At 37.1% G+C, this 22,793-nt stretch carries 19 protein-coding genes; 16 read left to right on the top strand and 3 right to left on the bottom strand.

The annotated features are described in order from the left end of the window. Nucleotides 1-70 precede the first annotated feature (70 nt). The gene (locus tag A361_RS28500) at nt 71-1,111 is read right to left on the bottom strand and encodes a Rad52/Rad22 family DNA repair protein (RefSeq protein WP_162272030.1); all 1,041 of its coding nucleotides are present in this window, start codon (nt 1,109-1,111) and stop codon (nt 71-73) included. Between the two features lie 439 nt (nt 1,112-1,550). Between A361_RS28500 and A361_RS28495 the strand changes: the two genes are divergently transcribed. The 6 genes from A361_RS28495 to A361_RS28470 all read left to right on the top strand — a co-directional run bounded on the left by A361_RS28495 (nt 1,551) and on the right by A361_RS28470 (nt 7,773). After that, complete coding sequence (locus tag A361_RS28495; RefSeq protein WP_009336117.1) at nt 1,551-1,796, top strand: helix-turn-helix domain-containing protein; 246 nt, start codon at nt 1,551-1,553, stop codon at nt 1,794-1,796. Further along, nucleotides 1,768-3,249, top strand: a complete 1,482-nt coding sequence (locus A361_RS28490; RefSeq protein ID WP_019379645.1) for a hypothetical protein — start codon at nt 1,768-1,770, stop codon at nt 3,247-3,249. The genes A361_RS28495 and A361_RS28490 overlap by 29 nt, the downstream gene beginning before the upstream one ends. A 182-nt stretch (nt 3,250-3,431) precedes the next feature. Further along, nucleotides 3,432-3,725 carry a DUF4258 domain-containing protein gene (locus A361_RS28485; protein ID WP_019379646.1) on the top strand — a complete coding sequence of 98 codons (294 nt, stop codon included), beginning with the start codon at nt 3,432-3,434 and terminating at the stop codon, nt 3,723-3,725. Nucleotides 3,726-3,848: 123 nt separating this feature from the next. Beyond that, entirely contained in the window at nt 3,849-4,574 is a 726-nt protein-coding gene (locus A361_RS28480; RefSeq protein ID WP_064328244.1) for a hypothetical protein, read from the top strand. Nucleotides 4,575-5,256: 682 nt separating this feature from the next. Next, on the top strand, nt 5,257-7,089 hold the full coding sequence (gene ltrA / locus A361_RS28475; protein WP_019383531.1) for a group II intron reverse transcriptase/maturase: 1,833 nt from the start codon (nt 5,257-5,259) through the stop codon (nt 7,087-7,089). A 162-nt stretch (nt 7,090-7,251) separates the two neighbouring features. Then, nucleotides 7,252-7,773, top strand: a complete 522-nt coding sequence (locus A361_RS28470; RefSeq protein ID WP_064328243.1) for a DUF3854 domain-containing protein — start codon at nt 7,252-7,254, stop codon at nt 7,771-7,773. An 80-nt stretch (nt 7,774-7,853) separates the two neighbouring features. Here the strand turns inward: A361_RS28470 and A361_RS29645 are convergent. Next, nucleotides 7,854-9,187, bottom strand: a protein-coding gene (locus A361_RS29645) for an IS3 family transposase (protein WP_099049187.1) whose coding sequence is annotated in 2 segments (ribosomal slippage) — nt 7,854-8,815 and nt 8,815-9,187 — 1,335 coding nt in all. Because the reading frame shifts where the segments join, the coding sequence is not laid out codon by codon here. A gap of 481 nt (nt 9,188-9,668) precedes the next feature. Here A361_RS29645 and A361_RS28450 point away from each other — a divergent pair. After that, complete coding sequence (locus tag A361_RS28450; protein ID WP_019380478.1) at nt 9,669-9,935, top strand: YolD-like family protein; 267 nt, start codon at nt 9,669-9,671, stop codon at nt 9,933-9,935. A gap of 64 nt (nt 9,936-9,999) precedes the next feature. Then, a complete protein-coding gene (locus A361_RS28445) occupies nt 10,000-10,215 on the top strand; it encodes a hypothetical protein (RefSeq protein ID WP_019380477.1) in 216 nt (71 codons plus the stop codon). A 44-nt stretch (nt 10,216-10,259) separates the two neighbouring features. Here A361_RS28445 and A361_RS28440 read toward each other — a convergent pair whose 3' ends face one another. Beyond that, nucleotides 10,260-10,538, bottom strand: coding sequence for an HU family DNA-binding protein (locus A361_RS28440; protein WP_009336125.1), 279 nt, complete (start codon nt 10,536-10,538; stop codon nt 10,260-10,262). 409 nt (nt 10,539-10,947) lie between these two features. On the opposite strand from A361_RS28440, the gene A361_RS28435 reads away from it, so the two are divergent. The 8 genes from A361_RS28435 (at nt 10,948) to A361_RS28400 (ending at nt 22,793) form a co-directional block, all read left to right on the top strand. Then, nucleotides 10,948-11,373 (top strand): hypothetical protein, encoded by a 426-nt coding sequence (locus tag A361_RS28435; protein WP_019380475.1) that lies wholly within the window; start codon nt 10,948-10,950, stop codon nt 11,371-11,373. Beyond that, nucleotides 11,370-11,969: a hypothetical protein gene (locus A361_RS28430; RefSeq protein ID WP_009336127.1), complete on the top strand. Its 600-nt coding sequence runs from the start codon at nt 11,370-11,372 to the stop codon at nt 11,967-11,969. Before A361_RS28435 ends, A361_RS28430 begins: the two co-directional genes overlap by 4 nt. Nucleotides 11,970-12,188: 219 nt before the next feature. After that, nucleotides 12,189-12,572, top strand: a complete 384-nt coding sequence (locus tag A361_RS28425; RefSeq protein WP_064328241.1) for a pilin — start codon at nt 12,189-12,191, stop codon at nt 12,570-12,572. Between the two features lie 675 nt (nt 12,573-13,247). Then, entirely contained in the window at nt 13,248-15,080 is a 1,833-nt protein-coding gene (ltrA, locus tag A361_RS28420) for a group II intron reverse transcriptase/maturase (RefSeq protein WP_019383531.1), read from the top strand. Between the two features lie 305 nt (nt 15,081-15,385). After that, nucleotides 15,386-15,730: a PrgI family mobile element protein gene (locus A361_RS28415; RefSeq protein ID WP_019380452.1), complete on the top strand. Its 345-nt coding sequence runs from the start codon at nt 15,386-15,388 to the stop codon at nt 15,728-15,730. Then, complete coding sequence (locus A361_RS28410; RefSeq protein ID WP_019380453.1) at nt 15,727-16,647, top strand: hypothetical protein; 921 nt, start codon at nt 15,727-15,729, stop codon at nt 16,645-16,647. The genes A361_RS28415 and A361_RS28410 overlap by 4 nt, the downstream gene beginning before the upstream one ends. Beyond that, nucleotides 16,586-18,691 carry a VirB4 family type IV secretion system protein gene (locus A361_RS28405; protein WP_009336130.1) on the top strand — a complete coding sequence of 702 codons (2,106 nt, stop codon included), beginning with the start codon at nt 16,586-16,588 and terminating at the stop codon, nt 18,689-18,691. Before A361_RS28410 ends, A361_RS28405 begins: the two co-directional genes overlap by 62 nt. Before the next feature lie 16 nt (nt 18,692-18,707). Continuing rightward, the gene (locus A361_RS28400) at nt 18,708-22,793 is read left to right on the top strand and encodes a hypothetical protein (RefSeq protein WP_019380454.1); all 4,086 of its coding nucleotides are present in this window, start codon (nt 18,708-18,710) and stop codon (nt 22,791-22,793) included.

The following is a 22,793-nucleotide window of genomic DNA, read 5'->3' as shown; positions in this document are numbered from 1 at the left end:
AGTTGTTTTTTTATAAATAAAAAAGCACCAAAAGAAAGATAGAAAAATCTTCTTTAGTGCCACTCCTCAATTAAGCGATTTTAGTTAAATTTCCATTTTGAAGGTCCTCTTTAATAAATGTAGCGACTTCTTTAACATGATCCTTCGTTAGATGTATAAAGCAACTAAACAAACTCTCAATCTTCACATTAGGAAGAAGAATTTGTACATATCTTAAAGAATCACTTAAAGCAACTTTATAATTATTTGTGATAAGAACCAGGTCATTAACCGGCCTCAAAACACCATAAAATGCTCTAAGTTCCTCTTCTGTTGCTTTATCAAAAATATTTTGTAGTGACTTGCAAGTAGAATTTTGGGTCACCTTTTTGAACAGCGGAATGATAAATTGCGGTTGTTCCTTCAGGCCCGTAGTTTCTAAATACTCACCAATTACCTTTAAACAACGAGAGCGGTCAAATTCGCCCTTTTGATTCATTTGTTTAGTTCCTTTCGGAGGTTGTTTCCCAGTTTTTTTCAGTACAGAGTCATTTTGATTACTCTGCTGAGCTTGGCTATTTTCTCTTTGGTATTGCTTTTCAGGCTTATTTTGAGGATCTTGAGAAGCATTTCTACAATTTCCTTTCTCATCAGCAGGCAAAGCCCAATCTGGAAGCTTTGGTGGCATCCAATAACCCTTAACATTAGTTTTCTTGTCGTTTATATAGTTGGATCCATCACGTTTATTATCAAAAACTTGTACGTAATTCTCTTCCAATCTATACAAATATCTTCCAATGCCCCACTGAACTGCAGCTCTTTTCATTGCACTTGAAAGGCCACCTTTCAATGATTCAAACTGAGTTTGCTCTGCTCCATCTGATTTTTTTATCCATTCGCCATCTACATAACATGAGATTGTACAAAGGACTCCTTGCATAAAATCAGAAAAATCATTTTGCCATCCAGCCGGTCCGAATACTTCATCTAATCGATTTTGAATTGCTCGATTTGTGACATAAGCTAAGACAAAGGCATATTTTTTACCATTGCTTTGACCACTTCGACTGACACGCCATTCGATATCCTTTGAAGGAAAAGGCGCTTGCAGCTTTTGCATAACTTCCTCCATGCTACAATCTTTCTTCACAACAACAGCCCCTTAAAGTTTCTTAGAACTTTTCCACCACTTATTTTTTGCTCCATTAATGCAAAAAAACCTCTGAGTTTGATAGTTACAAATAAGCACAAAATGCTTACTTGAATTCCATCAACCCAAAGGTTGTAAGTTTAATAGAGTATCCGCTAACCAAATTATGGCTGCCAAAAAATAAAAAAATAAAAAAAGTTCCTGAAAAAATTATACAATTTTATCATTTAATTAACAATAATAAACTTCCAGGATTGTGCTATTGTGGTGTTTTTACCCTTTAAAATGCTTCCCGATGTGCTATAATATTTCTATAATTTAATTTACTTAAAGCGATGACCGCTCAAACAGCCTTTTGTTAAAGGTGTGTTTAGCGGTCTTTTTTATTTGAATCTATAAAGAGGGGAGAACAGTTAAATAAATGCTAACAGTTGATACATTTAATGAAATTGAAATAGAAGATGACGTAGAACGATTGTTAATTCTCCGAAAACGAATGGCCTTATCCCAATATCAGTTTGCAAAGGGGATGGGAATTAGTACAAGTTATCTTGGACAGATTGAAAGGGGCGAGGTACCATTCTCTCCCCAACTTAGAGTTCGGATTAACGATTATCTGAAGCGGGAGAAAGAGATTCATGAAAAAGATATATTTAGCAGTTTCTGATAAAGAAGATGGAGAAATCAGAAGTACAATTAAAGGATTGCTTCCCTTTGTAGATGTACATAAGCTATCTTCCAAGGAGGAAGTTTTAGAGGCAATAAGCAACCCATTTTTAGCATGTATCACTCTAAGTGACTTTCTGGATCAACATATTTTAGAATCCATTAAATTAGAGGGTCAACTCATTGTAATCGACTATGATAAAAGTATAAACGTTACAAATAAAAACATAGTTCTATGCAGAAGTACAAATGATACAAGAATGGCCATCTATGATTCACCTATTGGCCACTTAGGAATAGATAGAACAGTTATGGAACCATCCAATGATAAGCCGATAAAGAAAGAAATTGCTAATGAAACAGCTGAAAATGACGTTAAGAAGAGTGATAATCAGGAAAAAGCCATAGACAAATCACCTCCAGAATTCTCGAAGGAAAAGGATAATACAAACTCTAAAATTCCTCCAAAAGAAAACGATCTAGAAAAAAACTCAGAAAAGATCAATAGTAAATCCCTAAGTAAAACGCCAAGTCCGGAATCTAAAAAGGCAGCACCTAATCAAGAACATGACAACTCATCAGCTTCACAAAAAAAGAGGAAGAAAATATACATTTCTTCACCTACAAAGGCTCATGATTTCGGTAGAAAATTAAATGGTGTAAATCTCAGTACAGAAAAGACTGTGGGTATTTGGGCACCTTTAACAGCAGGGGCCACAACCTTCATTGTGGATTATGCCATATTCCTTCAGCAACATGGTGTTCCTATATCAGTTGTGGAGATCCCAAAAGAGAATCCTCACTTGTTTAAGATGTTACACCGGTTTGGTTCAAAGCCAGACAATTGGATTTCACTAACGGAAAACCTTTACTCCAATGACAATGGCAATAATAACTCTTTATGGATTTATAAAGGCGTCAAATGGTTCCCGGTAGGCTTAAATGATTTTGATATTGATCGAAACCAGGACCTAATTTTAGATTTTTTTATTTCAGTTAAAGAAAATGCTTATGTATTAGTGGATTTGCCTACCGGAAAGATGGATGATTCCACTTTAAATACACTTCCATACCTCGACGAAATTTGGGTAATTGCTGATGACCAGTTTGACCGAACTAAAGAATGGAAAAATTTCATACACAATACACTCATTAAGGAGTATAAAAAGCCAGTTAAATTGATTCATAGCCGCACTGGTACTCATAGCCGGCCAAAGGACGTAGCAGAATTATTAGACTTGGAGCTCATCACAGCTTTACCTTCCATGTTTGACAGGGTAATGGCAAATAACCATGAGAGAAAACCATTGATTGCTGACATAATTGCAGCTCAAAAGCTCATACCGCCATTTATTAAAATAGCTAGAGGGTTTGTGGGGAAAGAATTTGATAAAATATACCGACCAACCTTCTGGATGAAAATAAAAAGAAAGTTATTAGATGCTGTTGATTGATTCTTCATGTAGGTGCTAAACTGATAGTAATCTATTTTCTTTTATTATTTCTTGGCTATCTTTTATGAGATAAGCGGTAATTTATCAATTTAGCGGTCTTTGGATCGAAGCAAGAGCTTTCTTTTTGATGCTCTCTCTTCTTTCCATTGGCCGCTTTTTTTATTCAATGGAGGTGGAAAAAATTGAATTTAAAGGAAATTAAAAAAGTCTTAATGACTGGAAAAGGAAAAATTTTAATAGGGACACACACTAAGAAAAGGCTTAAAAAGCGAGGGTACTCTAAAGGAGACATTGTTTCAGCTTTATTTAATGGAGATATCGTTGAAAGACAAGGGGCATCTAAGGTTGTAATAGCCGGGAGAGATATGGATGATAACCCGATTGTTGTGGTCATCGCTAAACATTCGCATTTTATTTTTAAGCTTGTAACAGTCATGCCGCCAATTGATCATTTCCGATTTAAGGATTGTGTGTAAAGAGCTTAAGAACTATAAGAAAGGTTGTTACGAATTATGAAATTAATGAGGCAAACTAGAGTCAAAGATTGGTATGAATACTATCGGACCCCATGTGTAATTTGTGGTAAGACAGGTGGTTGTATGGCTCACCTTGATGGTTCAGCGGTAGCTTGTATCCGAACTGAAAGTGACACTTATTTTTCAAAAAATTCGGCTTTACCTAGCTACCTTCACCTACTTAAAGGGGATAATAAGCGAAAGATTAACAAAGAGGAAATCGAAGAAATTCATGTAGGACATCCCAAGCAAAAAGATAAAGTACTTAATACTGTTTATAGTGCATTAATAGAATGCTTAGAACTTGATGATGTACATTACAAACACTTAACTTCTCCTTCAAGACAGCTAGCGGATAAGCAAGTTATGCTAAGGCAATACCGTAGCTTTCCAGATAAGCCTTGGGAGGTAGCGAGATTGTTGAAAGAAGGTTTGGAAATTAAACATTTTAAAGGAATCCCTGGTTTTTATCTACAAGAAGAAAAGTACTGGACTATTGCCGGCAGCAAGGGAATTTTAATACCTTTTCGTAATCACTATAACGAAATTGTTGGTTTCCAGTATCGAATTGATAATCCTCAAAATGTGGTTGAAGTAAAATTTAATCGCCCTGGTCTTAAAGCCCGGGTTATAGAGCAACCAGATTTTGTGCAGGTCTCTTTTGATGGTGAGATCATCTTAGAGGAAAAGATTGAATCTAACAAAACATGGACAACCATAGTCCATGAAAATGAAGTTAAAGGATGGGTTCGAGTAGTAAAAGGAAACCGATATTTCTGGCGTGCGAGACGTTTCTCAACAAGTGCTTAAAGCATGAAATGAGAGGAATTAAGTTATTTAATTCTAACTGGAACATTGATGATAGGAATGATAGCCGTCATGTTGGCTTGAAACTACACCCTAATACTCCTACATGCGCCTCAACGTTACAGAGTTGATGGGGTCTGAAGCTAGGTGAAGTCGGCTGAAACTAACCTAAGTCCAAGAGTGGATATGGTTAGTGATAGGCCGGGGGGCTGAAAAAGCGTTTTATGATGAGAATGTGCTAAAGATGCACTGACAAAGTGGCGAATGTACGGGTCTAAAAATAGATGCACAGGAAACTGTGTAGCTTCCAAGTGGAAGGTGAATTACCGAAAAGTAAGATTGCCAGATATGAAATTCGGGATATCCAACAATGAGGATATATAATTTACAGGCTCAAAGTCACCATCTAAGGAACGATATGATAGCTAAATGTTTCGGAACGTCGAAAGCAATGAACTTCTATTAAACGTCTGTAAGCGGGAAGGTTGCTATAAGGTTATCTTACTAACCGAAGTGCATTTATCGTTGTGAGAGTAGGGGCACAGTACCGTTGAAGCTATGGAAACATAGTAGAGGGATAGCCCCGAGTCGGAATACTAATGACTAAAGAGGACAATATATCAAATTTATTGGGTTCGAGTATGACTAAGAGAAGCAAAACTCCACTAAGGAGGATGCTGACCAATTGGCACTCAATCTCAAAAAGAAGAGGCTCAGGCACAATGAGTATTATGATATGCAAGCTACGCTTGACCAACTTTACCAAGACAGCCTAAACAATCGTGAAACAAGCGATTTAATGTCTTTGATAACGTCAAGGGAAAATGTCAGGCTTGCTTATAGAAACATAAAACGTAATGGTGGAAGCCTTACTAAAGGAGTCAATAAAACTAACATCACCAATATAGCTGATAAAAACATTGATGAACTGGTATCTTATGTTAGAAAAAGGCTTCAAAACTTCCAACCGCACTCTATAAAGAGGGTTTATATACCTAAAGACTTCAGTGAAGAACGCAGACCTTTGGGTATCCCTACAATTGAAGACAGAATCATCCAGCAATGTATCCTGCAAATTCTCGAACCAATATGCGAAGCTAAATTCCACAAACACAGTTATGGATTTAGACCCACTCGCTCAGCTCACCATGCAATCGCCAGATCACAACATCTTATGAATACAAATGGTCTGCACTACGTAGTTGATATCGACATTAAGGGTTTCTTTGATAACATCAATCATGGAAAATTACTTAGACAGATATGGAACATAGGGATTAGGGACAAAAACCTTATTTCAGTAATAAGCAAAATGTTGAAAGCCAATATTATTGGCGAAGGGAGAATGGATAAAGGAACCCCGCAAGGTGGAATCATTTCTCCGCTCCTATCCAACATTGTGCTGAATGAATTAGATTGGTGGATCAGCTCCCAATGGGAAACATTTCAATCTAAGAAAACCTACTCAAATAAGGGCAAACAGGATAGAGAATTAAAGAAAACTAGGTTAAAAGAAGTTTTCATTGTAAGGTACGCTGATGATTTTAAAATCTTCTGTAGAGACATTAATGTTGCAAAGCGAATGTTTTCTGCAACCAAAATGTGGTTGAAAGAAAGGTTAGGACTTAAGGTAAGTAATAAGAAATCTAAAATTACTAATCTTCGTAAGAACTATACTGAATTCCTTGGATTTAAACTCAAGGTAACTCCTAGAGCAAATACAAGGCATGGATACGCATCTATCAGTGACATATCGGATAAGGCAGTTCGGAAAATGAAGAAAAACCTTAAAAAGTCCATCAAAACAATCCAATACTCAAAAGAGCATAAGAAATTAGAAGTAGACAGAATGAATTCGAAAATAAGGGGATATCACAATTACTACAAAGCAGCAACAAGAGTAAACATCACCTTTGTAAGAATGAATTTTGCGCTCTCTAAGGTCATACACAATAGATTAAAAAGCCAAAGCTCTAATGTTGGGACTGAAAGCAAAACGTACAATAAGTTATACGGACAATATAAATTCAAGAAGATATTTATTGATGGTAAGCCTATCTTTCCAATTGCAGGTATTAAATTAGAAATACCTAAAAACTTTAGAAAAGATATCAATAACTTTACTAAAGAGGGAAGAGCAGCTATCCATAACAGTCTGAAAGCAGTGGATAGTGAAATGCTTGTCTATCTTCTGAAAAATCCTGTAATAAATGAGTCAGTTGAATTTAACGATAACCGTATATCACTGTTCGTAGCGCAAAATGGTAAATGTGCTATTAGCGGTCAACCTCTAACTATCGGTAGGATGCATACTCATCACAAGAAGCCTAGAAACTCAGGTGGAACTGATAAATATAGCAACCTTATTATTGTATCCAACTTCGTTCACACTTTGATTCACGCAACAAAGGAGGAAACGATAAAACGATATATAAACTTAGAGAACCTTTCCTTAAAACAAATTGATAAAATCAATGTTTTGAGAAAACTGCTGAAACTACAACCCATAGTCGCCTAACAAATAAAGCCTTTAATGGATTTTGAGAGTGAGTAGCTTTGATGCATTAGTCCATATTAGAAGTATTTCGATGGAACGCGGTATGCGGTGAAAGTCGCACGTACCGTGTGAGGCGGGGGAAAAGCCAGAGATTACTTCAAAGGTTTACCTATCGTACCCGAAATGGGCAGTGGCTACCTCAATCGTTACGGATTGAGATGCCACACATTTAGTTCAGCAAAGAAACCAGAAGGAACAGGTTCAGGTAATCCAGCCCCCATTCATGTTGCAGTACCTACTTCTAAGTTAAAGGAATGGAAAGAAGGGGTTAGTCTAAAAGCAAGAACTGTATGGTTATCTGAAGGTCCTTTAAAATGCGACATAGCATCAGATTGTATTGGGAAACTATATAATCCATTAGAAATTGATGATATAGGTGATATCTTCTTAGCACTTCCGGGAGCAGGAGCATGGCGTCTAGCCCTTCCTGTATTAAAGGAAATGGGTGTGGAACAAGTAAATATTTGCTTTGATGCTGATGCCGTTTCCAATGTATATGTAAAGAAACACTTGATGGAATGTGCGAAAGGTCTAAAAGAAGAAGGCTATAGAGCAAACCTTGTTTTATGGAATGAAGATGAAGCTAAGGGGATTGATGACTTATTTATCAAAAACCGCTTACCACATATAAAAAAATTATTTTAAAAAATATTATTTAAGCTATAAAAAAGTCCTTTGAGTTGAGTTTGAACTGTGCCCCGATTTACGGACAGTTTAAAAAGCGCCTATGCGGCTAGTAAATGGCCCCGGTATTGCTCCGGGGTCATTTTATTTAAGCCCCATTGATAACGATGCTGGTTATATTCCTCAATCACTCGATCCACTTCTTTTCTAACATCTCCTAAATTATCTAATGATTTATACTCTGCTAAATCCTTAAAGTGCCCAAAGAAACTTTCCATTGGTGCGTTATCCCAACAGTTTCCCTTTCGGGACATCGATTGTATTAAGCCAAGTTCTTTTACTTTGCTTTGGAATTGGGGATGGGTATAGTGGAAACCTTGGTCAGAGTGCAGTATGGCTTCTGGATGAAAATGATCGCCAACAGCTTGTTTTAACTTTTTAAGCGTCTTATATACAATATCCATTTCTAACGAAGTGGATAGATGATAAGCGACAATTTCTTTGGTAGCTCCATCTTTTACGCAGGATAAGTATGCTTTTTGTCCCTTTCCGAAATAGAGATAAGTAATGTCAGTAAGCAGGACTTTTCCTGGTTCTTCTTGATTAAATTCTCGGTTAAGGAGGTTGGGACAAGATCGATGCTCATGGGTTGCCTTAGCCATTTTACGATAAGGATTGGCTTTCCTTACTTTTGTTACAAGATTATATTTTGCCATCAGACGCCTAATCTTTTTGTGGTTCATTACCGATGAATAATCATTCTCCATAATCATTTTGATCTGGAGGACACCTACTTTTTCTTTTTTACTTATGAATATTTCTCGAATTAACTCTATATCCAATTGATCCTTCTCGTCACGTTGTGCCCGTAATTGTGCTGCCTTCAGCCAATCATAGTAGCCACTTCGACTTACGCCTGCCAGTTCACACAGGTAGGAAACAGATTTTTTCAACTGATATGTTCTGATGGTTTTCTCAATTAAAGAAAACTTCTCAGCTGCCGTTAGAATCGTTTCTTCATCAACGCCTGCCTTTCTAGTTCTTCCAGCTTTTTTAAGAAGTCATTCTCTGCCTCAAGGAATTTAATCCTTGCCTCAGCCTTCCTTAGTTTCTCCTCAATGGAAAGTTGTTTAGAAGAAGGACGTCCAGTGCTCCCTTTACCTCGACGTTCCGTAAGGAAACCTTCCTCCCCGAACCTTTCGAATGTTTCTCTCCAACGCTTAAGACAACGTTTTGGCTGTTCCTTGCCAATCATCTCGAGATCAAAGCCTTGTTCAATAAAGATTTGCGATGGTGTTTTCCCACTTTTGTACTCCGCCACTGCTTTTATCTTAAATTCAGAACTATAGGAGATTGACCTCTCAGAAGCCCTCAAAACATTAGGATTCTTTTCAAGCTCTTTCATTTGCAATTCATTATAGATATTCTTACTCATAAAAAATCCTCCGCCTTATTCATTAAAACTATTGAAACACAAAAAACCCCAGAAAGGGGCACTTTTTTATCAGTGTCCACTATCTAGGGTATAGTTCAGTTCTCAAGGGACTTTTCCTTTTTACATCAAAAACTGAACAAACAAAATTAAATGTTATTGGCAACTTTCCATCCCTTTCGTTGTTTGGCAGCTGATAAGATATTTGAACATTTAAAAGTCCTAAGTTGCTGCTTCCCAACATCCAATGTAAGAACAACTTCGCTAGTATAACTCCTTACAACCACTGCCCTATGTGTGAGTTTCCCTGCATCATTCATATAAATTAGATCAATCGGTATTTTATTTTCCCTTGAGAAATTAAACAAGCATTTCATGTATTATCAGCTCCTTTTTACATAATAATAAGGGAACTAATGTTCGTTTTCAAGTTGATTTAAGAACGAATGTTTGTATAATTATTGATATAAGGAGATGAGAATAGATGATCCGTGACAGAGGAAAAATTAAATGGCAGCCAGCTCATTTTATGCCAGAGCATAGGGCCATGCTTAATCGAATAACAATCGACGACAAAAAGCAAAAAAAGCCTCAGTTGGATGAACATGAATTTGAGGAAATAGGTTATATTGTCATGGAATCCTTAAAGTGTACCATCCCAATTAAAGTGACGATTTGGAAAGACGGGTTTTTTATGTTTAGAACCGGAATCGTAGATAAAGTGGATATGCTAATAAATATTTACTCTTAGAATCTAATGGTGAGTTATTAAGGATATCTATTCACGAAATTACGGCTGTTGAGAGGATATAAAAATGACCAGGATTCCAGAAAAAGACCGGGATATTTTAGAGCAAGCTATGTATCTCCCGATGCTCCTTACCATTCTCGAAAGGGATCGAATATTATTTGATAAAGGTTCCTTCAAACTTAAACAACCATACTTGGAACTTATTGATGAGACGAATCCAAGAATTCGAAATAGGGTCCAGGAACTAATGGAGTTTTACCTGTATAAGCGATTTAAATAGTAAAAGCCCTTAAGAAGGGCTTTACTAAATTTAGAACCAGTTATTTAACTGTTTTTCACTGCATCTTTCAGTGCTTTACCTGGAGAAAATGCTGGTACTTTACTCGCAGCAATTTCAATTTCTTCACCAGTTTGCGGATTACGCCCTTTACGAGCGGCTCTTTCACGAACCTCAAAGTTACCAAAACCTAAAAATTGGGCTTTTTTCCCTTCTTTTAATACATTAGTAACTGCTTCAAATACTGCATCAACAGCTTTTGAAGCATCCTTTTTGGAAAGCTCACTACGTTCAGCAACTGCATTTACAAGTTCTGTTTTATTCATTTTGGTCACCTCTAGAAAAATTTGGAATCATCAATTTATTGTTGCACTATAAGTAATAGCATATAAGCTTGTTTATATTCAAGAAAAATAATCTCTTCATATTTTACTACTTTACCAGCTTGAGTTTAAAATCTGCTAAAATCACTTCACTTTTACTTTCGTCACAGCTTTAGATTTTTTTGCTGCCTTCCCTAATTCCTTCAGCAATGTTTTTTTATCCTTTTTAGAAGCCATATATTCCCCACCTGCCCTCTTATTTCGTTCGTTAATTTTTAGTTTGTCCAAATTAATAAATTCTAAACGTACTATACTCTCCACTAGATGAATAGATTAACAATATAACTATTTAACATTTTGACACTGGGATAAAAGAGGAGAGAGGGGCTCTTTTAGAAGAGGGGGGAGTATATTGAAAGCAATCAATCCAATTTTTGATAACAAAAATAAAAACAAGCTATCCGTAACTCATACACCCAATGTTCGGAAAAAGCCTGTAACGAAGGCTGAGGGCAGAAAAGAAAGATGCGATAAAAAGAAAGATGTGAAGATACCATTCAATGACGAAGAGAGGGTATTAATTAAAAGGCTTGCTAAAATGCGTGGCCTGGAACCGACTCCTTATTGCACTTTGTTAATCAAGAAGGCGCTCAAGGAAGAGCATCATTTTCCTCCCTGTTATTACAATCCAAAAGGGAAACCTTATCCTGCAAAACTTGAAGTTCATTACCATGATCAGCTTTTTGATTATAAAGTTAAATGGGATTGTAGTCTAAAAGAGGCTGCCTACAGGATTATAAGTTTCATGCTAACCATTGAAAGAAGGTTATTGTTATGAATAAAACCAGATATGGTCAATATGAAATATATGAAGAAGAACTTGACGATTTATCTTATCAACCAAGTGGATTGATTGATAAGTTAATTTTTAATCTGGGTAGAAGCTTATATAAATCTCAAGAACTTCAATACTCTTTTTCTGTGCCTGCATCTGAATACTTAAGGGGAGAACTATTTTGCAATGATGTATCTGAAGCCATGGAGTGTAAATTCACGCAAAGAGATCTAATAAGTTTACTCCTTGACGATTTTTTGTATCAAGCAAAACAACGAAACAATCCATATGATCTTTATCATGAATTAGATATAAGGAGTGAACACTCGTTAAAGGTGAATAGCTATGAAGGTGGGAATAAAACATATAACCGTAATACATCTAAAGGAAAAGAGCGTATATTTGAATGTACCATCAGAAGAAAAGAAGCCTTACGACTGGAAGTAATTTTAAGTGATATAGCAGAATTAGGGGAAAACAAATCATTTACAGTTAACCAGGTGCTAAGAATTCTTTATAGCGACTTTATACAGAAATATAGAACTGGAAATTTAACCAACGTAATAGAAAATATTGTTGCTCGTTATAGAAACTTATAATCCTTATTAAAGTTGGTACCATAATTTAGGATTTCACGGAGCAATAGGCCCTTCAAAAAACAGGAATAAAGGCTTGACCATATCCAATATTTACATTATTATGATGATATATAAATTAAACCAACGGGAAAGCCCCGAAGAACTAAGAGCAGATACTTTTTGTATCTGCAGCTCTTAGCTTCTTCGGGGCTTTTTTTGTTCCTCGAAGGAGGTGGAACCATGAAAAAGTCTATGAAAAAATTATTTCCATTTGTAGCGTTAACTGCAGTATTTGCCTTTTCTTTACTTCTTTTCTCTCCAGAGGAAGCCGCAGCAGCTTGGAAAAAATCCGGTATTACCCCTCAGGGAAATTTGCAAAACAGTAAAATTTACACCGATCTTGCTAACATTGTTTACTTTATTACAGCTGTAGGTGGATTCTGGGTTATTGGATGCCTATTATTCGCGGGTATGAGACTCTCAGCTGCTCAGGGCGGAAATCCACAGGCCCGAACGCAGGGCTTTATTGGAATCTTAATGGCTGGACTTGGAATTTTCATTATTGTTAAAGCAACGACTATTGCTGGTGTGCGAGACGTTTCTCAACAAGTGCTTAAAGCATGAAATGAGAGGAATTAAGTTATTTAATTCTAACTGGAACATTGATGATAGGAATGATAGCCGTCATGTTGGCTTGAAACTACACCCTAATACTCCTACATGCGCCTCAACGTTACAGAGTTGATGGGGTCTGAAGCTAGGTGAAGTCGGCTGAAACTAACCTAAGTCCAAGAGTGGATATGGTTAGTGATAGGCCGGGGGGCTGAAAAAGCGTTTTATGATGAGAATGTGCTAAAGATGCACTGACAAAGTGGCGAATGTACGGGTCTAAAAATAGATGCACAGGAAACTGTGTAGCTTCCAAGTGGAAGGTGAATTACCGAAAAGTAAGATTGCCAGATATGAAATTCGGGATATCCAACAATGAGGATATATAATTTACAGGCTCAAAGTCACCATCTAAGGAACGATATGATAGCTAAATGTTTCGGAACGTCGAAAGCAATGAACTTCTATTAAACGTCTGTAAGCGGGAAGGTTGCTATAAGGTTATCTTACTAACCGAAGTGCATTTATCGTTGTGAGAGTAGGGGCACAGTACCGTTGAAGCTATGGAAACATAGTAGAGGGATAGCCCCGAGTCGGAATACTAATGACTAAAGAGGACAATATATCAAATTTATTGGGTTCGAGTATGACTAAGAGAAGCAAAACTCCACTAAGGAGGATGCTGACCAATTGGCACTCAATCTCAAAAAGAAGAGGCTCAGGCACAATGAGTATTATGATATGCAAGCTACGCTTGACCAACTTTACCAAGACAGCCTAAACAATCGTGAAACAAGCGATTTAATGTCTTTGATAACGTCAAGGGAAAATGTCAGGCTTGCTTATAGAAACATAAAACGTAATGGTGGAAGCCTTACTAAAGGAGTCAATAAAACTAACATCACCAATATAGCTGATAAAAACATTGATGAACTGGTATCTTATGTTAGAAAAAGGCTTCAAAACTTCCAACCGCACTCTATAAAGAGGGTTTATATACCTAAAGACTTCAGTGAAGAACGCAGACCTTTGGGTATCCCTACAATTGAAGACAGAATCATCCAGCAATGTATCCTGCAAATTCTCGAACCAATATGCGAAGCTAAATTCCACAAACACAGTTATGGATTTAGACCCACTCGCTCAGCTCACCATGCAATCGCCAGATCACAACATCTTATGAATACAAATGGTCTGCACTACGTAGTTGATATCGACATTAAGGGTTTCTTTGATAACATCAATCATGGAAAATTACTTAGACAGATATGGAACATAGGGATTAGGGACAAAAACCTTATTTCAGTAATAAGCAAAATGTTGAAAGCCAATATTATTGGCGAAGGGAGAATGGATAAAGGAACCCCGCAAGGTGGAATCATTTCTCCGCTCCTATCCAACATTGTGCTGAATGAATTAGATTGGTGGATCAGCTCCCAATGGGAAACATTTCAATCTAAGAAAACCTACTCAAATAAGGGCAAACAGGATAGAGAATTAAAGAAAACTAGGTTAAAAGAAGTTTTCATTGTAAGGTACGCTGATGATTTTAAAATCTTCTGTAGAGACATTAATGTTGCAAAGCGAATGTTTTCTGCAACCAAAATGTGGTTGAAAGAAAGGTTAGGACTTAAGGTAAGTAATAAGAAATCTAAAATTACTAATCTTCGTAAGAACTATACTGAATTCCTTGGATTTAAACTCAAGGTAACTCCTAGAGCAAATACAAGGCATGGATACGCATCTATCAGTGACATATCGGATAAGGCAGTTCGGAAAATGAAGAAAAACCTTAAAAAGTCCATCAAAACAATCCAATACTCAAAAGAGCATAAGAAATTAGAAGTAGACAGAATGAATTCGAAAATAAGGGGATATCACAATTACTACAAAGCAGCAACAAGAGTAAACATCACCTTTGTAAGAATGAATTTTGCGCTCTCTAAGGTCATACACAATAGATTAAAAAGCCAAAGCTCTAATGTTGGGACTGAAAGCAAAACGTACAATAAGTTATACGGACAATATAAATTCAAGAAGATATTTATTGATGGTAAGCCTATCTTTCCAATTGCAGGTATTAAATTAGAAATACCTAAAAACTTTAGAAAAGATATCAATAACTTTACTAAAGAGGGAAGAGCAGCTATCCATAACAGTCTGAAAGCAGTGGATAGTGAAATGCTTGTCTATCTTCTGAAAAATCCTGTAATAAATGAGTCAGTTGAATTTAACGATAACCGTATATCACTGTTCGTAGCGCAAAATGGTAAATGTGCTATTAGCGGTCAACCTCTAACTATCGGTAGGATGCATACTCATCACAAGAAGCCTAGAAACTCAGGTGGAACTGATAAATATAGCAACCTTATTATTGTATCCAACTTCGTTCACACTTTGATTCACGCAACAAAGGAGGAAACGATAAAACGATATATAAACTTAGAGAACCTTTCCTTAAAACAAATTGATAAAATCAATGTTTTGAGAAAACTGCTGAAACTACAACCCATAGTCGCCTAACAAATAAAGCCTTTAATGGATTTTGAGAGTGAGTAGCTTTGATGCATTAGTCCATATTAGAAGTATTTCGATGGAACGCGGTATGCGGTGAAAGTCGCACGTACCGTGTGAGGCGGGGGAAAAGCCAGAGATTACTTCAAAGGTTTACCTATCGTACCCGAAATGGGCAGTGGCTACCTCAATCGTTACGGATTGAGATGCCACACATTGGTTTGCAGGATTCGGATCCTAATTAGAAATTCAAATAGAAAAACTCATACCCCTCTAAATTATTAGAGGGGTAGATTTTTAAAGAAGGTGCTCATTTGAGAAAAGAAACTGTTCCAATTGATATGTCCTCTGAACAAAAAACAATACTAGGCTTTATCTCTATAAGGCAACTTATCTACCTCATCATTGGCGGGGCCATTTTATATACATATATCCCCATAGTCTTTAACATATTCCCGCATTTTATCGTCGGTGGGATAGCTGCTCTTATTTCAGCAATTCCCACACTGGTTTTTATTTTCATATTTGGTTTTTGGAAAAAAACAAAACTTCATCTAAATTTTGACCACTATTTTCTAATTAAGCTTAATTACGGAAAACAGATAGGCATTTGGCGGAAAGGTAGCCGTTCTAAAAATTGGAAGGTGACTAATAAATGATTGAACTTATCGTAATGGCAATCTTCGGGGTTGTTGCTTATGTATTTTACAAAATGATGTTGAAGGAGCCCATTCTCCCTTGGAAAGAAAAAAAAGTTTATGAATCAGATACCCCATCAAATAAAAAGAAACAAAAAAAGAAAAAGCATGAGGTTTCAATCGAAGAAGAGCCAAAGCTTTTTCAAGAGTTATTTGATGAAGTAAAGGACATATCAAACCATATGATTAGGTTTAATGATAATTCCTTCACCATGATAGCTGAAGTTGAGCCGGTCAATTACTTCCTTAAGAGCCAAGATGAACAGGAAGCGATCGATATGGTTTTTGAAAGTTGGTTAGCTGCCATTAATTACCCTGTACAGTTTTACCTACAAAATCGTTTTATAGATATTTCTGAACCGGTCCAGCAAATGAAAGAGAGCATGAGAAATTCAGAAGACCTTAATGAAGCAGCATTAAGTTTTGGCCAATCAATGATTGATGACTTACAAAATTGGCAATCACAAACACCACGTTATGAGACTAAGAGATATCTCATATTTACTCATAAAATCAACGCAAAGGACATTTCAGCTGATTCAGCTGAAGAATTAGAAGAAAAACTTGTTGAGAAATCATTTGCTGAATTAATGAGGAGATTGAATGCCGCTAAATCTCAATTAAGGAGAGCGGAAATGAATGTTTCTCTTCTTCCTACAGAAGGGATTTATGAATTGCTTTATCACACTTTTAATCGTCGAAAAGCAGTAAAAAATCGTTTCAAAGATTTAGTAGAAACAGAAAAAAATGCATTGTACGTAACAGCTGAGCAGACTGATGAACATATTGAAGCGGTTAAGGAGGCTATTGAAGAAAATGAATTTAACCAAGAAGAACAGCGAAAAGAAGATCGAACAGAAGAAAGCCAAGCAAGTTAAAGAAAGTAAGGTTAAAAAGAAAAAACAGTCCGGTAAGGATGAAGCGATCTCAGATCATCAAATGGTGACTAAGCCTACAATGTGGGACATTATTTCCCCTGAAGGCTTAAAAATTAATAGTGAAGATTTTGGAATAATAAAGCAATCTCTAGGAACCAAAACATATTTCCGTCCAATTTATATTCCAAGAGACGGCTATCCCAGAAAAATGCAGACTAATTGGCTTTACAATCTTTCTTCAAGTGGAGAAGTAGACGTTCTAATTGATGTACATAAAGTAGGAAAATCAGATGCCATTAGAACCTTACAGCGGCAAATTACAATGCTCCAGTCGAACTTAACCTTTCAGACTAAAAGAGGAAACATTGATCAAATTAATGATTTGGAATCTAAAATTCGAGACACAGACTTACTTATGAGCGAAATACAGTTCTCCGAGAATGACATGTATAACGTTAGTTCGTTAGGGGTTTTATATGGCCAAAGCGAGAAGGAACTAAATAGGTACAGTGAAGCCATCGAGGATGAAATGAGCAGTCAATTCTTCTCTTTAGTCTCGACCTGGGGCAGAGTCAAAAAAGGTTTTAAAAGTGTTATTCCTTTTGGGAAAAATGAGATTCCGGATTCATTTCGTAATATTGACCGCCGTGCTTTATCTACCTTCGCTCCCTTCATTAGTGGCAGCGGTAAATACATGGGAGGTATTCCATTAGGAATAAATAAAATTACTGGCCAATTAGAGTTTATCAATAGTTTTGGGAATGAAGAGTACCGTCCACAAAACTATAACATGTTTGTAGTTGGTATATCTGGTTCAGGTAAATCAGTAACTCTTAAGCTCTTAATTGCTCGGGAATTAACTGGTGCAAATATCTATAGCAGATTAATAGACCCAGAAGGTGAATTTGTTCGAATCACCAGACGATTAGGTGGTATCAATTTAAACATTAGTGAAGAAGAAGATATTTGCATTAATCCTCTCGCTATTAACTTTACTGACGTCCCAATGGATGAGCAAGATGAAGAGTTAGATTTATTAGAAGATACTGATGAACGAGAAGTTATTGAAAAAGAGGGGAAGAAATTTATTCGGTTTGTACCTCTTAGAGAAAAAATGAATGACATTCTGGACTTTTTCGATATTATTTGCCGCGGTAAGAATTCGGAAGATCGAGGCCTTGATGTTTTTGAGAGAAACTATTTAGAAGAAGCAGTTCAATACATCTTTAATGAAAAGTTAAAGCTTACATCTCATCCGGATTCCTTATTCAGCAACGAGGTAGTTCAAGTTGACAACCAATTGATCCAATCAAAAGTCAGGAAACCGGAACCGACTATATCTGATGTGTTCGAATACTTAAAAGATCATTATGAGGAAGAGCCAAAAGCTCTAAGATTAATAGCCGCCATTCGCCCCTTCTTAAGGGATGGCTCAAAGCCTATCTTCGATGGACAAACATATCTTGGCAAGGGAGTTACCCAATCATTGCAAGATGCAAGGCTGGTTAATTTTAATATTAGCCAAATGGAGGAAGGCTTTTTACGCCCAATTGCTTATCATGTAATCCTGAATTATTTATGGGAGCATTTTGTGAAAAATCTAGATAACGCAACAAAAAAGAAATTTGTTTACGCCGATGAAGCTTGGACATTAATCGATTCTGAGCAAACAGTCAGTTTCCTTGAAAAAATGGCACGAAGAGCCCGTAAACGAAACACAGGTCTTCGATTGGCAAGTCAGGACTTTGTACGCTTTGTTACTAATAACAAAGCTAGAGGGATTCTACAAAATACACATGCTTATCTATTCCTTCAGCAAAACAAAATTGATTTGAAAGTTATTAAGGAAAACTTTGACCTTAGCGCTGGTGAAATAAATATCTTATTCGGGAATCCGGATAAAGGTGAAGGAATTCTTCGGATGGGAAAAAGCTCCGTGTGGTTACAAACAAATCCTAGTGAGGAAGAATTATTCTTCATTGAATCTAACCAAGCAGTTTATGAAGAACAAATGAAGCGAAAACAACTCATGGAACAGCGTTAGAAGGGGGTGGTGGTCCTTGCAAGATAAAATTATGGATATATTTGAGTCCCTATTTGAGAAGATGCTCGAATGGATATTGGGTCCCTTTAAGGATCTAGACACTCTTAAGGGGCTCATTTATGACACAGGAAAAGAAGAATACTATTATGGTGTTTTTAATGAGGATCAATTTGGTGTTATAGCTCAAGGTATGGCTGTTATGCAGTCCTTATCTGTAGGGTTCATTTTAGTTTCTATTATATTAGCGGGTATGAGAATATCCTCTTCCGGTATAAATCCTTCTAACAGGACCTATACATTTGAATATTTTAAAGACTTTATTCTTGTAGCTATATTGTTTTTTAACTTGAGCACAATTTTCGAAATTATGTACTCCGTAAATGAAATGTTTGTTTCGACATTCTCAAGTGCAAAAGAAGTCATGGATGGAGATATTGCGAAACAGGCTACTACATTTCTAAAGCAAGGTGTTCTAGGGGGATTAATAATAGGATTGGTACTTCTTGGACTTTCAATATGGGCAAACTTCTATTATATGATGCGTACCCTTACACTAATGATTTTAACCATAATGTCGCCTTTGGCAGTGGCTCTTTACCTTATTCCGCAAACGAAAGGTATTACCGCTGGATTGTTTAAAGAATATGCAGGAACTGTATTTGTTCAATCCGTTCATGCCGGGGTATATTGGGTAATTGCAGCAATTGCTGGTGCGAATCCTGGTATCGGAAGTATCTTACTTTACATCATCTTTATTCCTGTTACGGAATCAATCAGATCTCTTTTAGGTTTAGGAGGACAGATGAATGACCGGTTAAGTAAAACGGCAGCCATGATGGGTGGTTCTGCACTAATGGGTGTTGCTGGTGCAGTTAAAGGGGCCTTAAGTGGACAATCTGTCGCTCAATCATTAAGAAGTGCTGCTGGCCAGGTAGCTAAAAATGCTAAAGGCGGAAAAGATGGTACTGAAGAAGACGGTGCAAAAGGTCTCCTTGCAGGAGCTGGAACAGACATAGGTTCTACCTCAAGAGCAGAAAGAATGCTAAAAGCTGGAGAAATTTTTTCAAAAGGCGGTAAAGCTGTCTTTGGAGCCGCCGGAGCTATTGCTGGTTCACCGATGGGTCCTGTCGCTTCAATTGCTGGCTCAACTTTAGGTTTTAGTGCTGGTGGTGCAATCGGTGGAGTAGCGGGAAGAGCGGGTATGGCTGGTGCAGAATTATTGGCAGACAGAGCTAAAGCTGGTTTTAAGGTGGGGAAAAACAAGTTTGATGGTTTAAAAAATGCTGAAGCTCATGCAGATGAAAAATTAGCTAATACCCTTGCTGATAAAGAAACCTCTCAATGGGCTGGTGAAAATAAAGATGCATTTCTAAAAGATATTAAAGAGCGTTTCCCTGATGCCACTGATCGCGAAATCAATCAAATGTGGGATAAACAAGTTGCGTCTAAGCAAAGTGATTTTCTCGAAAAAGCAAGGTCAACAGTAAAAGGACTTAAAGCACAAAATGGGAAACTTGCAAAAGCTTCAGACTTAGTAGATTCCACCGTAAATAACCTGACTAATGATTGGGCAAGAAACAATGAAGATACCTTTAAACAAAATTATGATGCCGCTCATCCGTTGCCAGCAAATGCTACGGAAGCTGAAAAGAATAAACATAATCAGAATAAAAATGAAGCCTGGAATCAGAAGATAGCTGAAAAGAGAAATGCCATAAATGGTGTAGCCGTGGCTGCAGCTTCTAAACTCGGATTTGGCAAGTTAGATGGCCAATCTTTCATTAATAAGGATGACTTTATTAGTGAGGTTGGCAATCAAGTCGGTAGCGTTCTTGGCATGAATGGGAAACAAGAAAGTTTAGGTGCCGTTAAGGATGCAATCAATAGCGTTAACTTAAATCGTGCAAAAGCTACAGATTTGATAAATACTTCTGTTGGTGGCCTAACAAAAGAATGGGCCAGTAAAAATAAAGAAGCATTTATGAGAAATTATGATAATGAAAACCCCTTACCAACGAATGCTTCTACAGAAGAAAAAACAATGCATCAACAATCTAAAGAAGCTGCCTGGAATCAAGCACTTGGTCAAAAGCAAAATGCTATTAAAAATGCTGCCATTTCGGTTGCCTCCAAACTAGGGAATGGATCTCCAGTTGATTCATCCTCTATTAATAAAGAAGAGTTTGTAAATCAGCTTGGAAATAAAGTAAGTTCCATTACCGGTTTTAATAATCCTGAAAGTATTCAAGCAGTCAAAGCTGCGACTAATGGAGTTAAAGTGGGACAAGCTCAGGGTTCTGAATTAATCGGTGCAACTGTAAGCAATTTGACAAGCAAGTGGGCTAAAAATAATCGTGAATCCTTTATGAAGAACTATGATATGTCCAACCCATTGCCTGCAGATGCAAGTTCAGATACTATACAAACCCATAACCAAAATCGGGAAGTTGCTTGGCAAAATGCGGTTGCTGGTAAAAGAAACATAATTAGTCAGATTGCTAGTAAGGCCGCTTCTAAATTAGGATATATCCCTTCTAGTACCAATTCTTACATTAATAAGGACGACTTTGTTAATGAGGTTGGAAATGAAGTAGGCGCGGTAATTGGAGCGGGTCAAAGCGCTAGCCTCCTCGCTGTTCGTGGAGCTACAAGTGCCGTAAAGAACGCTTCACTGTATTCAGGGAAGTCGGTAAATACACCATTCTTACGTAATCAATTAGCTTCAATGCAAACAAACAAGCAAAGGGACGCTTTTGTTGAACAGCATATTAGTAGCAACCCTGGGGCCACCAGACAAGAGGCTGTTCAAGAATGGAACACATCACATGCACCATCTCAATTTCAAAAGAACTTAAACGCGTTAGCCAATCCTGTAAGCGGACTCCCTAGACATATACCTTTAGACCATCGGTTAATCGGAGGAGGTAGTTTCGTTAGAGGAGCATCTGCTTTAAGTGCAGGTGTTGCTAGTGGAGTCCTTGAAAGTACGGGTATTATTTCTGGTCCGAAAGCTGTTGGCCAATTTCTGAATGATACTAAGATGGGCGCATTCGGAACAGCATTAGTAACAGATACAAAAACGGCATGGGAAAATAGAAATCCTGTAAAAAATCCAGTCACTGCAGGAGCAGATTCTGTGGGAATTGGATTAAAGAATGCTTGGAGTGCAGCAGATAATCATGTTGCTCAAAATGTGGTCGGTAAACAAGCCGGTTTTAGAAACACTGTTGCTTATTCAGTAGGTATCTTGGGAGGAGTAAAGGGTTATAAAGCCGGAGCGAATTATGCAGCTGGAGGAACACAAGTAACTAAAGCATTTGGCTTAAGAGGATGGAATCCATATAACAACGCTGTTAATCAAAAGTCTCCGGATGTTGCTGAAATATCTGAGATAGAACAAATGGCTCAAACTATAATTGGGGATGATGGCCAAAAAACACTTGCATCTGGAGCAGTTCGAATGGTTACTACTAAGGGTCAAACAGTCCTTCAAGTAAGAACGAAATCGGGACAGCTTCAAACAGTTTCTCGTATTGGCTCGGGTGATTCTTCTTTAAAAAAGGGAGAAACCCTTTATCAAGATTTATCAATTCAAGATGGCCAACTCACTCCAACTTCTAATGTCTACCAAGAAGACAGTGGAGGAGGGAGGGTTAATTTAAACCGCACAATAAATGTTAACCCTAATAAACTGGTAGCTAATAGGAACACACCTAAAACTCCAAGGGTTGTAAAAGAAGTACAAAGCTATAACCAATTGGTAGATAGCGGACAGTATTATTTAAAGAATGCAATGAGTGAAATGTCCAACATTGAAATGATTGTTGACAGAAATCGAAGCTACCTTCAAGGAGTAAAGAATGGACAAACCTACCGCATTTCTCCTTATGGACCGGGTGATACAAGAATTAGCCCAGATGAAACTCAAAAGATCACCTGTGAGATGAGAAATAATAAGCTGATTCCAAATAATACTGATGGTTATACTACTTCATTAAAACCAGAGGATTTAGTCGCTTATCGTCCAGCTAACAAACGAAATATGATGAGAAAACAGAATGACAAGTTCAGAAATAAAGCATTTGTGGAAGGCTTGAGGTGA

The organism is Cytobacillus oceanisediminis 2691, assembly GCF_000294775.2.
Classification (GTDB): Bacteria; Bacillota; Bacilli; order Bacillales; family Cytobacillaceae; genus Cytobacillus; species Cytobacillus pseudoceanisediminis.
The sequence above is the reverse complement of the archived record's forward strand: the minus strand, read 5'-3'. Positions and strand labels throughout refer to the sequence as shown.

Excerpts from the sequence above, each read along its gene's own strand:
- A361_RS28500 (WP_162272030.1), bottom strand. The coding sequence starts at position 1,111 with ATGGAGGAAGTTATGCAAAAGCTGCAAGCGCCTTTTCCTTCAAAGGAT.
- A361_RS28495 (WP_009336117.1), top strand. The coding sequence starts at position 1,551 with ATGCTAACAGTTGATACATTTAATGAAATTGAAATAGAAGATGACGTA.
- A361_RS28490 (WP_019379645.1), top strand. The coding sequence starts at position 1,768 with ATGAAAAAGATATATTTAGCAGTTTCTGATAAAGAAGATGGAGAAATC.
- A361_RS28480 (WP_064328244.1), top strand. The coding sequence starts at position 3,849 with ATGGCTCACCTTGATGGTTCAGCGGTAGCTTGTATCCGAACTGAAAGT.
- A361_RS28470 (WP_064328243.1), top strand. The coding sequence starts at position 7,252 with ATGGGCAGTGGCTACCTCAATCGTTACGGATTGAGATGCCACACATTT.
- A361_RS28450 (WP_019380478.1), top strand. The coding sequence starts at position 9,669 with ATGATCCGTGACAGAGGAAAAATTAAATGGCAGCCAGCTCATTTTATG.
- A361_RS28445 (WP_019380477.1), top strand. The coding sequence starts at position 10,000 with ATGACCAGGATTCCAGAAAAAGACCGGGATATTTTAGAGCAAGCTATG.
- A361_RS28440 (WP_009336125.1), bottom strand. The coding sequence starts at position 10,538 with ATGAATAAAACAGAACTTGTAAATGCAGTTGCTGAACGTAGTGAGCTT.
- A361_RS28430 (WP_009336127.1), top strand. The coding sequence starts at position 11,370 with ATGAATAAAACCAGATATGGTCAATATGAAATATATGAAGAAGAACTT.
- A361_RS28425 (WP_064328241.1), top strand. The coding sequence starts at position 12,189 with ATGAAAAAGTCTATGAAAAAATTATTTCCATTTGTAGCGTTAACTGCA.
- A361_RS28410 (WP_019380453.1), top strand. The coding sequence starts at position 15,727 with ATGATTGAACTTATCGTAATGGCAATCTTCGGGGTTGTTGCTTATGTA.
- A361_RS28405 (WP_009336130.1), top strand. The coding sequence starts at position 16,586 with ATGAATTTAACCAAGAAGAACAGCGAAAAGAAGATCGAACAGAAGAAA.